Origin of the sequence: Mesorhizobium sp. M4B.F.Ca.ET.058.02.1.1 (assembly GCF_003952505.1) — a bacterium.
In the GTDB taxonomy this organism is placed as follows: Bacteria; Pseudomonadota; Alphaproteobacteria; order Rhizobiales; family Rhizobiaceae; genus Mesorhizobium.
On the sequence record NZ_CP034450.1, the window covers coordinates 5122430 to 5138476 of the forward strand.

At 65.1% G+C, this 16047-nt stretch carries 16 protein-coding genes; 7 read left to right on the plus strand and 9 right to left on the minus strand.

Annotated features, from left to right (window positions below; all coding sequences use genetic code 11):
* Positions 1-111: 111 nt before the first annotated feature.
* The 3 genes from EJ073_RS24845 to EJ073_RS24855 all read left to right on the plus strand — a co-directional run bounded on the left by EJ073_RS24845 (position 112) and on the right by EJ073_RS24855 (position 4787).
* Positions 112-1287 carry an efflux RND transporter periplasmic adaptor subunit gene (locus tag EJ073_RS24845; RefSeq protein WP_126057913.1) on the plus strand — a complete coding sequence of 392 codons (1176 nt, stop codon included), beginning with the start codon at positions 112-114 and terminating at the stop codon, positions 1285-1287.
* A 73-nt stretch (positions 1288-1360) separates the two neighbouring features.
* Positions 1361-4531, plus strand: a complete 3171-nt coding sequence (locus EJ073_RS24850; protein WP_126057914.1) for an efflux RND transporter permease subunit — start codon at positions 1361-1363, stop codon at positions 4529-4531.
* A gap of 97 nt (positions 4532-4628) precedes the next feature.
* Positions 4629-4787: a DUF3309 family protein gene (locus tag EJ073_RS24855; RefSeq protein ID WP_126057915.1), complete on the plus strand. Its 159-nt coding sequence runs from the start codon at positions 4629-4631 to the stop codon at positions 4785-4787.
* A gap of 48 nt (positions 4788-4835) precedes the next feature.
* On the opposite strand, the gene EJ073_RS24860 is transcribed toward EJ073_RS24855, so the two are convergent.
* On the minus strand, positions 4836-5795 hold the full coding sequence (locus tag EJ073_RS24860) for an SDR family oxidoreductase (protein ID WP_126057916.1): 960 nt from the start codon (positions 5793-5795) through the stop codon (positions 4836-4838).
* 94 nt (positions 5796-5889) lie between these two features.
* Here EJ073_RS24860 and EJ073_RS24865 point away from each other — a divergent pair, with 94 nt between their 5' ends.
* On the plus strand, positions 5890-6804 hold the full coding sequence (locus EJ073_RS24865) for a LysR family transcriptional regulator (protein WP_126057917.1): 915 nt from the start codon (positions 5890-5892) through the stop codon (positions 6802-6804).
* On the opposite strand, the gene EJ073_RS24870 is transcribed toward EJ073_RS24865, so the two are convergent.
* The 3 genes from EJ073_RS24870 to EJ073_RS24880 all read right to left on the minus strand — a co-directional run bounded on the left by EJ073_RS24870 (position 6762) and on the right by EJ073_RS24880 (position 9467).
* Positions 6762-7943 carry an MFS transporter gene (locus EJ073_RS24870; RefSeq protein WP_126057918.1) on the minus strand — a complete coding sequence of 394 codons (1182 nt, stop codon included), beginning with the start codon at positions 7941-7943 and terminating at the stop codon, positions 6762-6764. The genes EJ073_RS24865 and EJ073_RS24870 overlap by 43 nt on opposite strands.
* Positions 7944-8338: 395 nt before the next feature.
* The gene (locus EJ073_RS24875; protein ID WP_126057919.1) at positions 8339-8647 is read right to left on the minus strand and encodes a DUF1244 domain-containing protein; all 309 of its coding nucleotides are present in this window, start codon (positions 8645-8647) and stop codon (positions 8339-8341) included.
* 22 nt (positions 8648-8669) lie between these two features.
* Positions 8670-9467: an N-formylglutamate amidohydrolase gene (locus EJ073_RS24880; RefSeq protein WP_126057920.1), complete on the minus strand. Its 798-nt coding sequence runs from the start codon at positions 9465-9467 to the stop codon at positions 8670-8672.
* A gap of 268 nt (positions 9468-9735) precedes the next feature.
* On the opposite strand from EJ073_RS24880, the gene EJ073_RS24885 reads away from it, so the two are divergent.
* Positions 9736-10206, plus strand: coding sequence for a DUF1036 domain-containing protein (locus EJ073_RS24885; protein ID WP_245455349.1), 471 nt, complete (start codon positions 9736-9738; stop codon positions 10204-10206).
* Entirely contained in the window at positions 10203-11645 is a 1443-nt protein-coding gene (gene pyk / locus EJ073_RS24890) for a pyruvate kinase (RefSeq protein WP_126057921.1), read from the plus strand. Before EJ073_RS24885 ends, pyk begins: the two co-directional genes overlap by 4 nt.
* Positions 11646-11650: 5 nt before the next feature.
* On the opposite strand, the gene EJ073_RS24895 is transcribed toward pyk, so the two are convergent.
* The 3 genes from EJ073_RS24895 to ykgO all read right to left on the minus strand — a co-directional run bounded on the left by EJ073_RS24895 (position 11651) and on the right by ykgO (position 13756).
* The gene (locus EJ073_RS24895) at positions 11651-12712 is read right to left on the minus strand and encodes an alpha/beta hydrolase (RefSeq protein ID WP_126057922.1); all 1062 of its coding nucleotides are present in this window, start codon (positions 12710-12712) and stop codon (positions 11651-11653) included.
* 142 nt (positions 12713-12854) lie between these two features.
* Positions 12855-13466 carry a hypothetical protein gene (locus EJ073_RS24900; protein ID WP_126057923.1) on the minus strand — a complete coding sequence of 204 codons (612 nt, stop codon included), beginning with the start codon at positions 13464-13466 and terminating at the stop codon, positions 12855-12857.
* A 164-nt stretch (positions 13467-13630) separates the two neighbouring features.
* The gene (gene ykgO / locus EJ073_RS24905; RefSeq protein WP_040974291.1) at positions 13631-13756 is read right to left on the minus strand and encodes a type B 50S ribosomal protein L36; all 126 of its coding nucleotides are present in this window, start codon (positions 13754-13756) and stop codon (positions 13631-13633) included.
* A 244-nt stretch (positions 13757-14000) separates the two neighbouring features.
* On the opposite strand from ykgO, the gene EJ073_RS24910 reads away from it, so the two are divergent.
* Positions 14001-14423, plus strand: a complete 423-nt coding sequence (locus EJ073_RS24910) for a lysozyme inhibitor LprI family protein (RefSeq protein WP_126057924.1) — start codon at positions 14001-14003, stop codon at positions 14421-14423.
* Positions 14424-14459: 36 nt separating this feature from the next.
* Here the strand turns inward: EJ073_RS24910 and EJ073_RS24915 are convergent, their stop codons facing one another.
* Together EJ073_RS24915 and purE are read right to left on the minus strand one after the other, a co-directional pair.
* A complete protein-coding gene (locus EJ073_RS24915) occupies positions 14460-15536 on the minus strand; it encodes a 5-(carboxyamino)imidazole ribonucleotide synthase (RefSeq protein WP_126057925.1) in 1077 nt (358 codons plus the stop codon).
* Positions 15533-16030 carry a 5-(carboxyamino)imidazole ribonucleotide mutase gene (gene purE, locus EJ073_RS24920; RefSeq protein WP_126057926.1) on the minus strand — a complete coding sequence of 166 codons (498 nt, stop codon included), beginning with the start codon at positions 16028-16030 and terminating at the stop codon, positions 15533-15535. Before purE ends, EJ073_RS24915 begins: the two co-directional genes overlap by 4 nt.
* Positions 16031-16047: the final 17 nt, after the last annotated feature.

The following is a 16047-nucleotide window of genomic DNA, read 5'->3' on the forward strand; positions in this document are numbered from 1 at the left end:
CGGCGCTTCGCCGATCACGGCAAATTGAATAGGGCCTTGCGCGCACCCATATCGGCGACGCGCCCGCATTTAAAAAAGCGGCCTGGCCGAACCCCGCAGTGGAAAACGACGATGCCGAAAATCAGGTTTCACAAGCTTGCAGCCATTGTTGTGCTCATTGGATTCGCAGCCTGGATGGGAACGGGAGAGTTTTCATCCGTGGGCAGCGCCGCCGCCGACAATCCGAAGGCGGGAGACGCCCCAAAGGCAACGCAGCCCGAGGTCGGAGCACCGAAGACGGCTGACGCCGAGCCGAAGGCGCCGCTGCGCACCGTCGCGGTGGTGACGCCGCCGCGCAAGACCTATGCGCGGGCGATACGAATCTCGGGGCTGACGGAGGCCGACAAGCGGGCGGTGCTGGCGACGCGTGTCGCCGGTGTCATCGACCAGCTGCCGGTCAAGCAGGGCCAGCGCGTCAAGACCGGCGACCTGGTGCTGATGCTGGCGGCCGAGGAGAAGATCTCCAACGTCGACAACGCCAAGCAGCTTCTGGTGCAGCGCCAGGCCGAACTGGAAGCGGCCCTGCGGCTGATGAAAACCGGCAATCTGCCCGCACTGCAGCTCGACACCGCGCGCTCGAACCTGACGTCCGCGCAATCCCAGCTGGAGACCGCGCAAGCCGAGCTCGACCGCAACGAGGTCAAGGCGCCGTTCGATGGCGTCATCGACCGCATTCCGGTGGAACTCGGCAGCTCGGTGATGCAGGGCGGCGAGGTGGCGACCATCCTCAAGCTCGACCCGGTGATCGCGCGCGGCGAGGTCAGCGAGCGCGACCTGCGTTACATCAAGATCGGCGACGAGGCCAATGTGCGCCTGGTCAACGACCAGAAGGTGACCGGCACGGTTCGCTACATCAGCCGCGACGCCTCATCGCAGACCCGAACCTTCCGCGTCGAGGTGGCGATCCCCAATGCCGATGGCGCCATCCCCGCCGGCATGACGGCCGAAATCACGCTCAGCGCGCAGCCGACCGATGCGGTCATGCTGCCGCGTTCGGTGGTGACGCTGGGCGACAAGGGCGACCTTGGCATCCGCGCCGTCGGCAAGGACAACAAGGTGGCGTTCTATCCGATCGATCTCGTCGACGACACGCCGAACGGGCTGGTGCTGGGCGGCATTCCGCAGGACGCCCGCATCATCGTCGCCGGCCAGGAGCTGGTAAAGGAAGGCGACGCGGTCAAGCCGGTCGAGGCCGACCAGGCAACAATCAACAAGCTGATCGGCGAAGCCACCGCCGGCACGCAGTAGCGCGGCCAGGCGCCGGGCGCTGCCCGGCGACGGCTAGGTCGCTGCTCCTCGAAGACAACAGCAGGCATAAGTCATGGATATCGTCAGACTCGCCATCCACAACGCCCGCCTCACAATATCCGCGCTGCTGTTCCTGCTCGTGGCGGGCTGGGTCGCCTATCAGTCGACGCCGAAGGAAGCGGAGCCCGACGTTCCGATTCCGATGATGTATATCAGCCTGATTTACCAGGGCATCTCGCCGGAGGATTCCGAGCGCCTTCTTCTGCGCCCGATGGAAAGCAAGCTGAAGAACCTCAAGGGCCTCAAGGAGATGCGTTCGGCCGCCTTCCAGGGCGGCGGCTACGTGCTCGTCGAGTTCCAGCCGCAAACCAATCTAGCGACCGCGCTGCAGGACACGCGCAGCAAGGTGCAGGACGCCAAGGCCGATCTGCCGCAGGCCGCCGAGGAACCGACGGTCAACGAGGTCAACGTTTCCGAATTTCCGGTTCTAGTCGTGACGCTTTCGGGCGACGTGCCGGAGCGCGTGCTGACGGCGGCGGCGCGCGAACTGCGCGACCGCATCGAGGAAGTGCCTGGCGTGCTGGAGGGTTCGCTGCAGGGCGCCCGCGACGATCTGGTCGAAGTGGTCATCGATCCGGTCAAGCTGTCGTCCTACGGGCTGCAGCTCGACCAGGTCATGCAAGGCGTCGGCGCCTCCAACAGCCTGGTCGCCGCCGGCAATCTCGAGGGCTCGGAAGGCAAATACGCCGTCAAGGTGCCGTCGCTGATCGAGACGCCTGAGGACGTCGCCAACCTGCCGGTCGTCGCCACGCCAAATGCCGTGGTGCAGGCCAAGGACGTCGCCACCATCCGCTCCACCTTCAAGGATGCCGAGACGGTGACGCGCCTTGACGGCAAACCGGCGATCGCCATTGAGGTGAAGAAACGAATCGGCGCCAATCTGATCGACACGCTGAACCACGTCAGGGAAGTGTCCGACAGCTTCATCAAGACGATGCCGGAAGGCATGCACGTCACCTACACGCAGGATAAGTCGGTCTTCGTCAACCAGTTGCTCGGCGACCTGCAGAACCACGTGATGATCGCCGTCATCCTGGTGTTCATCGTCATCCTCTACGCTTTGTCAGGCCGCGCTTCCTTGCTGATTGGCCTCGCCATCCCGTCGTCCTTCCTGATCGGCATCCTTCTGCTCGCCATGATGGGCTACACGATCAACATGATCGTGCTGTTCAGCCTCATCCTGGCGGTCGGCATGCTGGTCGACGATGCCATCATCGTCACCGAATTCGCGGAACGGCGCATGAGCGAGGGCATGCCGAAGGCGGATGCTTTCGCGCTGGCCGCAAGGCGCATGGCCGGCCCGGTCATCGCCGCGACGATGACGCGCATCGCCGCGTTCTCGCCGCTCTTGTTCTGGCCTGGCATCATCGGCGACTTCATGAAATACATGCCGATCACGCTGATCGTGACGCTGTCGGCCTCGATGCTCTATGCGCTGGTGTTCGCGCCGACGCTGGGCGCCATCTTCGCCAAGGCGCCCAAGCATCACGAGGACGAGAACCGCGACGGCTGGTACATGGCGCTGGTCAAGCAGGCGGTGCGCTTCCCGATCACCGTCATCCTGCTCACCGTCGGCCTTTTGGTCGGCGTCGGCTTCGCCTACTCGAAATACGGCGCCGGCGTCGAGTTCTTCCCCAGCGTCGAGCCGGATTACGGCCTGCTCTACGTGCATGCGCGCGGCAATCTTTCGCTGGCCGAGATGGACGCCGCCACCAAGGAAGCGGAGAACCGGCTGCTCGGCTGGCCGGGCGTCAAGTCGGTCTACACGCGCGCCGGCAAGACGCAGGGCGGCGGCCAGGATATCCCCGAAGATGTCGTCGGCGTCATCCAGTACGAGTTCGTCGACTGGCGCGAGCGCAAGTCGGCCAACCAGATCCTCAGCGATCTGCGCGGCGTCATGGCAGGCATTCCCGGCGTCGATGTCGAAGTGCGTGTGCCGGAGGCAGGCCCGCCGACCGGCAAGCCGATCCAGATCAGGCTTTCGGCCGCCGACCCCAAGGGCCTCGACGACAAGGCACGCGCGGTGGCGGCGCGGATCGCCAAGATACCCAACGTCATCGACATTTCGGACGGCCTGCCGCCGCCCGGCGTCGACTGGGCGCTCGAGGTCGACCGCGCCAAGGCGGCGCAATACGGCATCAGCCCGACCTCGGTCGGAACGGTGGTGCAGCTGGTGACCAACGGCTTGAAGCTCTCGGAATACCGGCCCGCCGGGGCGGACGACGCGGTCGACATCAGGCTGCGGCTACCCGAGGACCGGCGCACGCTGTCGACGCTCGATGAGTTGAGAGTGCAGACCTCGCAAGGGTCGGTGCCGATCTCGAACTTCGTCGTGCGCAAGCCCGAGCCGACGGTCGGCATCCTCAACCGCATCGACGGCGCGCGAACAGTGGTGGTGCAAGCCAATGTCAGCGCCGGCGCGCAGGTCGCGGCGGTGCAGCAGGAGGTCACCAAGGCCGTCTCCGAGATGGATCTCGGCAGTGGCATCCGCTGGAAGCTCGCCGGCTCCAACGAGGACAGCGCCGAGGCCGGCGCCTTCCTCAGTAAGGCCTTCGGCGCGGCGATCTTCCTGATCTTCCTGGTGCTGCTCATGCAGTTCAACAAGTTCACCAGCGTCTGGCTGGTGCTGTCCTGCGTGGTCATGGCGACGGTCGGTGTGTTCCTCGGGCTGCTTCTGACGGGCGAGGCCTTCGGAATCGTCATGTCCGGCATCGGCGTCATCGCGCTGGCCGGCGTGGTGGTGAACAACAACATCGTGCTGATCGACACCTACGACCGGCTGCGCGAGGAAGGCTGGGACAAGATGGACGCGGTGCTGCAGACCTGCCGCGAGCGTGCCCGTCCGGTGGTGTTGACGGCGGTGTCGGCCATCCTCGGCGTGCTGCCGATCGCCTTCGGCCTTGGCCTCGAAATCTTCCATCACGAGACGACGATCAACGCGCCGTCGACGCAGTGGTGGATTTCGCTGTCGTCGGCGATCGTCTTCGGCCTCTCCTTCGCCACCTTGCTGACGCTGGTGGTGACGCCGTCGATGCTGATGGTGTTCACGCGCAGCAAGGATAGCCGCTTCAACGCGTTTTTCGGGCGGCTGTTCCGGCGCGGCAAGGGCAAGGTTTCAACGACCGTTGCCGACCACAGTGCAGGCGCCGAGCCGGCAATCGCCTTCCAGAAAGCTGCCGAATAAGTCAACTCAACCAGCAAGATAAAGGCCGCCCGGGGAACAACCGGGCGGCCTTTTGCATTGTTCCGGCATAACTTCACCTCACGGCGAGGGCTTTCTCATGACGATCAGCACACTTCTCGTCATTATTCTCATCCTCATCCTGATCGGCGCCGTGCCGGCATGGCCGCATTCGCGCTCCTGGGGCTACGGCCCTTCGGGCATCGTCGGCGTCATCCTGGTGGTGCTTTTGATCCTGCTGCTGATGGGCAGGATCTGATCCTTATGCGACCGAGCCATGTCACGGCTCGGTCGTTGTCAGCTCAAATCAGGCGGCCGCGCGTGGGGCGGGCGCGACGGCAATGCCGATGTCCCGCATGGCTTCCTTCACCGCCTGATCGAGCGGGGTGTGTGGGATTTCGCCAATGATCTTCTCCAGCCGTGTCGAGACCAGCCGGTGCTCCTCGAAACGAAGGTAGGACATCGAGACGATCTCACGCCACATCGCCACGAACGGGCTGCCAGCGCGTAGCACCCACCAGGGCATGAAGCCGAGCTTCAGCTTGCGCCCGAGCGGATTCTCGGCCGCTGCCTTGATATCGAGGTCGGTGACGGCATGGCCGGGGAAGTTGAGCGCCTCATAGAAGCCGAGCTTGTCCAGATTGCGCGCCAGGCCGACGAAGGCCACGGCGAAGTCGGGCAGATAGGCCCATTCATGGACGAGGTCGGCCGGGCCGGGCGCGGTGTAGATGCCCTTCTCCATCTTGGCGGCAACGACCAGGTCGAACCAGGAGCCGCTGCCGGTGCCGCCGAAGAAGTCGCCGGCCCTGAGCAGAATGGTGCGCACGCGGCCGGCCTCGGCCTCGCGGCGAAACAGATCCTCCATCGCGACGCGGATGCGGCCCTTCTCGGTCGTCGGCCGGAAAGGCGTGTCTTCCGTGATCACGCGAGGCATCGGCGAGCCGTAATTGTAGACGGTGCCGGGGAACAGATGAAGCGCGCCGTTAGCGCGGCAAGCGGCCGTGACGTTCTCGGCCATCGGCAGGCATTTGCCCCAGTCGGTGTAGATCGGGTTCAGGCCGTTGAAGATGATGTCGACGCCTTGCGTTGCGCGGATCAGCGAGTCTCGGTCGAGCGCATCACCGGCTATCGCTGTAGCGCCCTTAAGCTCGGCGGGCACCTTGCCGCTGCGGGTGACGGCGCGAACGTCGAAGCCGGCGTCGATGAAGGCTTTGCCTACGACGCGGCCGAGCCGGCCATTCGCGCCGAGGATTGCGATCTTGGTCATGTTTCGTCTCCGTGTCTGCGTTAGGCCACCAATTTGAGGTTTTCGCAAACGAATGGAAATTGACTGATTTTGGCGATTTGATATTCATAAATGGATGACGGAAATCGACTGGAACCTGATCAAGAGTTTCGTCACCGTGGCAGAGACCGGCAGCCTCTCCGGCGCCGCACGAAAGCTTGCGGCCAGCCAGCCGACGCTCGGCCGCCACATCGCCGAGCTGGAGCAGGCGATCGGCGTGACATTGTTCCGACGCGGGCGCAGCGGCTATGCGCTGACCGAGGCTGGCAACGTGCTGTATGAGCGCGGCAAGGCCGTCAGCGAGCAAGCGAGCGCGTTCTCGCTGCTGGCCCTTGGATCGGTCGAGGCGATCGAGGGCACCGTGCGCATCGCCGCCAGCGAGGTGGTGGCGGCCTATGTGCTACCGGATATCACCGCGCGGCTCGGCGTGGAGGAGCCGGGCATCGAGGTCGAGATCGTCGCTTCGAATCAGGTCGAGAACCTGTTGCGCAGGGATGCCGATATCGCCATCCGCATGGTCAAGCCGGCGCAGAACGAGCTGGTGGCGCGCAAGGTCGCCGACATTCCGCTGCGTTTCTGTGCGGCGAAGGCCTATCTCGACCGGCGCGGCCGGCCGAGCCGGCCCGGTGACCTCGCCGATCATACGCTGGTCGGCTTCGACCGCAGCGATGAGATCGTCCGCGGCCTCAATGCGTTCGGCATTCCCGTCAGCCGCGGCAGCTTTCGCTTCAGGACCGACAATCAAATCGTTCTTTGGGAAGCGGTGCGGACGGGAAATGGCATCGGCATCGGCCAGGAACCGCTGGCCGAACGCGATCCGTCGCTGGAGCTCCTGCTGCCCGGGCTGCCGTTGCCGTCGCTGCCGGTGTGGCTCGCCATGCATCGCGACGTGCGTAGCAGCTTGCGCATCCGCCGCGTCGCGGATTTCCTCCATGAGGAGCTGAAACGCTATTCGGCCGGCGCGGGCTCGGGGGAGAATTCGGCGCGGTGAGCAAGCCCGGCCATCAGAAGGACGACAACCAGCAGTCCCGACAGCGCGACGAAGATCGGGCCGAAGCTCGAATGCTCGGCGACGAAGCCGATCGCCAACGGCGCCACCAGTATGCCGGAATAGCCCATGGTGGTGACGACGCTCATGCCGGTGCCGGATGACATGCCTTCCTGGTTGCCGCCGGCCGAGAAGATGATCGGTACCATGTTGGCGATGCCGAAGCCGCAAAAGCCGAAGGCGGCAATCGCAAGCCATGGCGAGGGCGACAGCCCGGCCACCAGCATGCCCGCCGCGGCGGCAAGAGCCGAACCGCGCAGCGTCGTCACCGCGCCGAAGCGGTCGCGCACACCGTCGCCGAGGAAGCGCATGAGCGCCATGACGCCGGAAAAGGCGGCATAGGCAAGGCCGGCGAAGGCAAGGTCGGCGCCGAGCTCCTGCTGCAGGTAGAGCGCCGCCCAGTCGAGCACCGCGCCCTCGGAGACCATGGTCAGCAAAGCCATCAACCCGACCAGATAGACCACGGGGTGGCCCGGCAGCGAGAATTTCTGGTGCTCTGTCTGCTGCGGCTTGTCCTCTGCGATCAGGTAGCCGATCGCAAAAGCGACAACCGCGAAGGCGAGCGCCGTAACCACGGTCGCATGGACGAGATGGCCGTAATTCTGGATGGCGAAGCCGCCGAGAGCGCCGCCAGCGAAACCGCCAAGGCTCCAGAAGCCGTGCGAGGACGACATGATGGCGCGGGCGAGCCTTCTTTCCACCGCCACCGCATTGGCGTTCATGGCGACATCCATGCCGCCGATCGAGCCGCCGAAGATGAACATGGCGATGGCCGCCAGCGGTACGTTGGGGGCGAGCGCCACGGCCAGCAAACCGAAACTGCCGCACAGGCCGAACCAGCGCAGCACCGTGCGCGAGCCGTGCCTGGAGATCAAATGGCCGCACCAGGTCATCGCCGCCACGGCACCGGCGCCGAACAGGAGGATCAGCAGGCCGAGCGTGAATTTCGAGATATCCAGACGGGTCAGGAACACCGGGATCTGCGGCGCCCAGCTGCCGGTCAAAAAACCATTGGCGAGGAAGATGCCGGCCACGGCCCAGCGTCCGCGAATGGCGGCCTCAATCGTGTTTTGCGCGCTCATGGTCTGTCCGCAATACGAATGGTTTGGGCGCAAGTTAGATCGATTCAATCGGCGGTCAAGAGCCGCATTAGGCGACGTGCTTGGACCAAAGGGCGACGGAGGACCGGTTTTCGTTCGTGGCAGGCTGCTGCCTTGGAGGTTGGCGAGAACGCTTCCCGTTCGTCATCCACGGGCGGAGCAAGGAGCGGAGCGACGCGCGCAGACCCGAGGATCCATGCCGTTACCTAAGAGCGCCGCTACCGTGCAGAACACTCCCTGGGTTGCCTCGTTACGATCTTATCCTGTATCGCCGTGCTCTTCGGCAGCCGTCACGGAATGGATTCTAGGGTCTGCGCGACGTCGCTTCGCGACTGCTTCGCCCTAGAATGACGAAGTCGCGAAGGCGCTCGGCGCCGCTAGTGATCCTTCGGGCGCCTTGCCTCGAACTCCGCCTTCTTCGCGTCGGAAGCCTCGGTCTGGTTCAGCGCCTGCCACTCGGCATAGGGCATGCCGTAGATGATCTCGCGCGACTCGTCCTTGGAGAGCGCGACGCCGTCGACCTGCGCCGCCTCGCGATACCAGTTCGACAGGCAGTTGCGGCAGAAGCCGGCAAGGTTCATCAGATCGATGTTCTGCACGTCGCCGCGCTCGCGCAGGTGTTCGACCAGCCGGCGGAAGGCGGCGGCCTCGAAATCGCGCTTCTGCTCGTCGCTAAGCTCGGTCATGTCATGCGCTCCTCAGGCCCTGTCACACCGGCCCGGTGCGCGAGCCGAACTTCTTCACCTGGTGTATATCGGGACGGCGGTCGATCGCGTCAACGATCGGCGCCAGCTGCTCGGCCCAGGCGAGGGCGTCTTCGCGCCCGGCGATCAGGTCCTGGCGGATCTCGATCAGCGCATGGGCGAAGCCGTTGACGATGGCATGCCGGAACATGGTGTCGCCGCGCAGCGCCCCATCGTAAGGTTCGTTGTCGCCGACGACGAGGCTCTTGTCGGCGGCGAGCATGTCGATCAGCGGCCGCGCCACGCGGTCGTCCAGGTCCCACAATATACCGACATGCCAGGGCCGCCGGATGCCCTGCATGACCGGTGTGAAGGAGTGGACCGAGAAGATGAAGGGCGCCTTGCCGGACGCCTCGGCCACCGAGGCGATCATGGCGCCGACGGCGTCGTGATAGGGCCGGTAGAAGCGGTCGAGCCGTCTTTCCCGCTCTTCCGCGGCCATGGGGTAGTTTCCCGGCACGATGGTGCCGTCATAGAGCTGGCGGATCAGCGTCGGGTCGTCCTCGCCGCGGTTGGGATCGATCAAAAGCCGCGAGAAGTTGGCGAGCACAGCCGGCACGCCGAGCGTCGCCGCCAGCTCGCGCGTCACCGTCTCGACGCCGATATCGTAGGCGATGTGCCGCTCGAACTCGCTCGCCGGCAGGCCGAGGCTGCCATACTCCTCAGGCAGGGCGCGGCGGGCATGATCGCCAAGCAGAACGATGCCTCGCTTGCGATCGCCTTCGACGATATCGAAAGGCGCGAAAACTGTGGATCGGGTCATCGGCTGGAATTGGTCTGGTCGCTGGCTTCCCGGCAGGGTGGTAACGTCATTCCACGAAGAGGACGCTGGCGCAATGCCGTTGTTTGGCCACGGTTTCTGCGAAGAATCCAACGCATGGCGACAAATCGCGCCTGGGGCCTTCTAAATCGATTGGAATTGAACAAAACGGCGCGTTGACATGCGCCCGGAGTTTGCCGAAAAGGGGCGTCGAGAGATGCAGATGTCGTTCTTGAGGGGTTTCAGGATGGGTTCCGCCGGCAGGTCGCGCATGCGCCGTGCCTTCGCCTTGCCGATCCTGACCGTCGCCGCCGGGCTCACAGCCATGGTCGCGGCGTCGCCCGCCCGGGCCGATTTCCGCGTCTGCAACGCCACACAGAACCTGGTCGGCGTCGGCATCGGCTATCGCGCCAAGGCCGGCTGGATCACCGAGGGCTGGTGGCACATCGAAGGGTCGAGCTGCAAGACGCTGATCGAGGGTCCGCTGTCATCAAGGTTTTACTATCTTTATGCAGAAGACGCCGAGCGCGGCGGGCGCTGGGATGGCCCGATCAACATGTGCGTGGCCGAAAAAGAGTTCAAGATTGCCGGCGTAACCGATTGCGTCGCCCGGGGCTTCCAACGCGCCGGATTCCAAGAATATGACACGGGCGAGCAGGCAAGCTGGATGGTCCAGCTGACCGACGAGCCCGCAACGGGAGGCGCACCAGCGGCCCCCGCCCCGGGAACAAACAGTCAATGAGACGTAACCGCAAGGTCAAGATCCTCGCCACCATCGGTCCGGCCTCCTCCTCCGAGGAGATGTTGAAGAAGCTTTTCGAAGCCGGCGCCGATGTCTTCCGCATCAATATGAGCCATACTGACCACGATCTGATGCGCACGCTGGTCGGGCGCATCCGCGCGGTCGAGGACGCGGTCGGCCGGCCGATCGGCATTCTCGCCGACCTGCAGGGTCCGAAGCTGCGCGTCGGCAAGTTCGCAAACGGCAAGGAGACGCTCAGCGTCGGCCAGACCTTCACGCTCGACAACAATCCGGAACCCGGCACCTCGAGCAGAGTCTACCTGCCCCATCCGGAAATCCTGAGCTCGGTCGAGGCCGGTCACCGGCTTTTGATTGATGACGGCAAGCTGGAGCTCAGGGCGGTGAAGAGCGACGGCAAGTCGATCATTTGCACGGTCGTCGCCGGCACCACGATCTCCGACAAGAAGGGCGTCAGCCTGCCCGACACCGACCTGCCGGTCGGCGCGCTGACCGAGAAGGACCGCGCCGATCTCGACGCGGTGCTGGCGGCCAGCGTCGACTGGGTGGCGCTGTCCTTCGTGCAGCGGCCGGAGGATCTCGCAGAAGCGCGCAAGATCGCGCGCGGCCGGGCACTGATCATGGCCAAGATCGAGAAGCCGCAAGCGGTGGCCCGTCTGCCTGAAATCATCGAGCTGTCGGACGCGCTGATGGTTGCGCGCGGCGATCTCGGCGTCGAAATGCCGCTGGAGGCGGTGCCCGGCATCCAGAAGCAGATCACGCGTGCCGCGCGCCGCGCTGGCAAACCGGTGGTAATCGCGACGCAGATGCTGGAATCGATGATCACCGCGCCGGTGCCGACGCGCGCCGAGGTCTCGGACGTGTCGATCGCCGTGTTCGAGGGCGCGGACGCCATCATGCTTTCCGCGGAGTCCGCGGCCGGCGCCTATCCGGTCGAGGCCGTCGCGATGATGAACCGCATAGCCACCAAGGTCGAAGCCGATCCGACCTATGCCGGTATCATCAACGCGCAGCGCTCGGAGCCGGAAGCGACGGGCGCGGATGCCATTTCGCTTGCCGCGCGCGAAATCGCCGAGACGCTGAAACTGTCGGCGATCGTCACCTATACGGCCTCCGGCACGACCGGCTTGCGCGCCGCGCGCGAGCGGCCGCAAGTGCCGATCGTGGCGCTGTCGCCGATCCTCAACACGGCGCGGCGGCTGTCGCTACTGTGGGGCACGCATTGCGTGGTGTCGCCCGATGCCATCGACCTCGACGACATGGTCGACCGCGCCTGCCGCATCGCAATCGACGAGGGCTTCGGCAAGCCGGGCGACCGCGTCATCATCACCGCGGGCGTGCCGCTCAGGACGCCTGGCTCGACCAACATGCTGCGCATTGCGTATGTCGGGTCTGAGACCCAAGGCAGCCGCCCGGCCTGATCGTTTCAGGTCGGCGCCAGCTCGGCTTCCGGTGCCTTGAGGTCGGGACATGCGTCGGCGCCTTGCGCGTCGCCGGCGATGCGCGCTTCCACGGCCTTTGCCATCGACTGCAGGTCGATGGCCCTGCCGGCGGTCTTCTCGATGCCGCCGACGACCAGGTCAGCCGCGATCCAGTCAGGCTTGTGGCCGAGATTATGCACCCAGACTAGCTCAGCGCCGGGGATATCGCGGGCAAGGCCGGTCGAATGGATGGTCGCGTAGACGACCTTATCGCGATCGCCGGAAATGATCACGGTCGGCGCCTTGATGTCGCGGTAGTGCGTCGAGGCATCGCGCGCGTAGCTGTAGAGCCCCGCCACGTCGGCGGCGTTGGCGCGAAAGGCGCCAGGCCGCAGAACAAGCGGGATCGAGGCGGCGGCGACGTAGCCGTCCGGCACCTTGTTGGGGGCAAAGACGCAGGCGGTGGCGGCATCGATGCGCAACGCTCCCGCTGGATAGGCCAGTGTCTCGGAAAACAGCGGACCGATCAGGGGAATGGCTGTCAGATTGTAGTACCAGGCAGTCGCGCCGCCTGGCCAAGGATGGCTGGCCGGCGACAGGAAGACGAGGCCCTGCGTCTTGTCCGGATGCTTGCGGGCAAAGGCGGTGGCGACCGCGCCGCCGAAGGAATGGCCGACGATGATCGCCGTCTTCATGCCAAGGCGATCCATCAGCGCAGCGATGGTGTTGGCCTGCGCGGGCAAGGTCTCATTGTCGCCGCGTCCGGACCAGCCGAATCCGGGCCGATCCAGGAACAGCATCTCGGCGCGGCCTTCGAGCAGCGGCCGCAGGGGCAGCATCTGATCCTTGAGATTGGCGCTGGCGCCGTGGAGGAAGACGATCGGCGGCAACTCCGGGTTCGCCGGCGCCGGGACATGGACATAGTGGATGCGCGCGCCGCCGATGTCGGCGAAGTCGCCGACAGGCAGATTGCGGCGCTCGATCAGCCAGTGACCTGCTCGGGTGACTCCGGCAAAGGCGAAGAGGAGCGCGAGGAAGAAGGCAAACACAGCGTAGACGAGGTTCATAATGGAGAATACGGAACGGAGCGGAAATAGTTCTAGGGTAGGGCAGTAGGGCAGTAGGGCAGTAGGGCAGTAGGGCAGTAGGGCAGTAGGGCGAGCCACTCGAGGCACTTCACATATTGCCCTACTGCCTTATTCCCCTAAATCAAATGCCTTCGCCGGCAAGCTCCTCCGACAGCGTCGAGACCTGGTCCTGGGCGCTGCGCATCATCGGGTAGATGGCGAGCACCTTCTGCCAGGCTTCAAGGGCCGACTGCTTGTGGCCGGTCTCGGCCATGATCTGCGCCAGGCCGGACAGAGCGCCGAAATGGCGCGGCTCAAGGTGCAGCGTGTGGTCGATGTCCGACATCGACTTACCGTAGTTCTTCATCATGAAATGCACAGTGGCGCGGCGGTTCCAGCCTTCAGCATACGTCGGCTGCAAGGTCACCACCTGGTCGAGGAAATCGAGCGCGACGTCGTATTTCTGGTTTTCCATCGCCTTTTGCGACCATTGCATCATCAGGTCGATCGAGGCGCTGCCGGACTGGGCCCATTCGCTCCAGATACGCTGGGCTATGCGCGTCGCGGCCTTTTCGTTGCGCTCGCGCTTCAGGTCGGTGAATAGCTGGTCGAGGCGGGCCTGGCTGGTCGTGGCGACGGGGGGAGCGACCGGATCATCCGCCCAGGCCAGCAAGACAGTGAGCGGCAAGAGGGCGGCCGGCAGGACCGCGCCGGACAGGCAAAGGGTCGCGAGAAAAGCAAGACGAATCCGCATCGCCGGAATCTAGTCCCGGTCGGCGGATCGTCAAAGTGATTTTAGCGTGAAGGAGCCGGCAGGCCGGCGACAAACATCGGGCGCGGTGTGGTCTCTTTTGCATGTCGTTGTCCCAAAACCGCTTCGGCACTTTTGGGCGACATGCGCTGAGCCGCGCACAAGGCTCAGCCCTGACGCGCCTTGTAACGCGGGGCGGTCTTGTTGATGATGTAGATGCGGCCCTTGCGACGAACCAGTCGGTTGTCACGGTGACGGGCCTTCAGCGCCTTGAGCGAATTCTTGATCTTCATGGTCTTGCCTGTTCGGTCAGGGCCCGCTGCCGGGCCGAATTTTAAAGGCGCGCCCGAAAAAGCGCGCCTTTGAACTTGCGTGGCTCATAAACGAGGAGGCTTGCCCGTGTCAACCGCAAGCATGCTTTATGGCGTGCGCAAATGCCTGGCAATCAAATGTTCGCCATCTCCGCTCTGTGGCATTGCGCGGCCGGGATCGGGCTGGAATGGTGCCGTCGGCCCGCGAGATGATTTGGAGACGCTGATGCGCCCGATGTTTCTGTTCGCCTGTCTTGCCGTGCTGGCGGCGGCCCCGGCCGCGCGGGCGCAGGAATGCGACCGCAACGACGACAGCCAGCAGATGATGAATATCTGCGCCGATGCCGACTACCAGGCCGCCGACGCCAAGCTCAATGCAACCTACAAGGGTCTTGTCGGCGATGGCGACGAGAAGTCCAACAAAATGCTGCAGGCGGCGCAGCGCGCCTGGATCACGTTCCGCGACGCGGAATGCGCCTATTCCGCGGCGGACAGCGAGGGCGGCTCCATCCATCCGATGGAGGTCTCGCAGTGCCTGACGGAGCTGACCAACGAGCGCGTCAAACAGCTCACTTCCGGCCGCAACTGCCAGGAAGGCGATGCAAGCTGCGCCAGCCCAGACGAGGACGAAGATCAGGATATGCAGTAAGCCGGCCGTTGTCGGCAACCGGCTTCCAGATCATGCTCAACTTCGACGGCTGACGCAGGTGAAATGACCCATCTTGCGGCCGGGGCGCGATTCGGCCTTGCCGTAGAGATGCAACATCAGGTCGGGCTCGGCGAGCAGGGCCGGAACGCGTTTGATGTCGTCGCCGATCAGGTTTTCCATCACGCAGTCCGAGTGGCGGCCGGGCGTGCCCAGCGGCAGGCCGGCGACGGCGCGGATATGCTGCTCGAACTGGGAGACCGTCGCGGCGGCCTCCGTCCAGTGGCCGGAATTATGGACGCGCGGCGCCATCTCGTTGGCGAGCAGCGAGCCGTCGGCAAGTACGAAGAACTCGACGCCGATGACGCCGACATAATCGAGCGCGGCCAATATCTTTGCCGCCGCGGCCTGCGCCGCCGCCGCCGTCTGATGGCTGATTCTTGCCGGTAGGGTCGACGTGTGCAGGATGCCGTCGCGATGGACATTCTCGGCCGGATCGAAGGCGGCGATGCTCCCGTCAGGACCACGCGCGGCGATCACCGAGATCTCGCGCTCGAAGGCGACGAAGGATTCGAGGATCAGCGGCACGTTGCCCATCGCCTCGCAGGTGCCGGAAAAGCCACCGGTGTCCATATTGCGGAAGACGCGCTGGCCCTTGCCGTCATAGCCCAGGCGCCTGGTCTTCAGGATGCCGCTGCCGCCGAATTCCTTCAGCGCCGCCGTCAGTTCGGCGTCATTGTCGATTGCGCGAAACTCGGCCGTGGCAATGCCGATGCCGTTAAGGAATTTTTTCTCGGCCAGCCGGTCCTGCGCCACTTCGAGGGCGCGCGCCGGCGGGTAGACCGGCACCTTGGCGGCCAGCGTGCTGGCGGCGGCCACCGGCACGTTCTCGAATTCGTAGGTGACGACGGCGCTGGCCGCGGCGAGTTCGGCGAGGGCCGCGGCATCGTCATAGGCGGCTGTTATCTGGCGGTTGGCGACCTGGGCCGCCGGGCAATCGGCCTGCGGTTCGAGCACCGCCGTACGATAGCCGAGACGGGCCGCGGCCATCGCCAGCATGCGGCCGAGCTGGCCGCCGCCGATGATGCCGATGGTCGATCCCGCCGGCAGGCTCATGGCGCGTCCGTCGGTTCGGCGGCAACCTTGGCGGTCTGGGCGGCGCGCCAGGCGTCCAGCCGGGCGGCCAGCCGGTCGTCGTTTAGCGCCAGCACGGCGGCGGCCAGCAGCGCCGCGTTCGCGGCACCCGCCTTGCCGATGGCCAGCGTGCCGACCGGAATGCCGGCCGGCATCTGGACGATGGAGAGCAGCGAATCCTGGCCCGACAGCGCCTTCGATTCCACCGGCACGCCGAAGACCGGAAGCGGCGTCATCGCCGCCGTCATGCCGGGCAGGTGCGCGGCGCCGCCGGCGCCGGCGATGATAACCTTGTAGCCGGCCGCCTTGGCGCTCTTGGCGAAATCATAGAGCCGGTCGGGGGTGCGGTGGGCCGAGACGATCAGCCGCTTGTGCGGGATGCCCAGCGCGTCCAGTGTTTCCGCTGCATGACGCATCGTCGCCCAGTCGGACTGGCTGCCCATGATGATGGCGACGTCGGCACGCTGATCGGTCAAAGTTTTCGCTCCCGGCG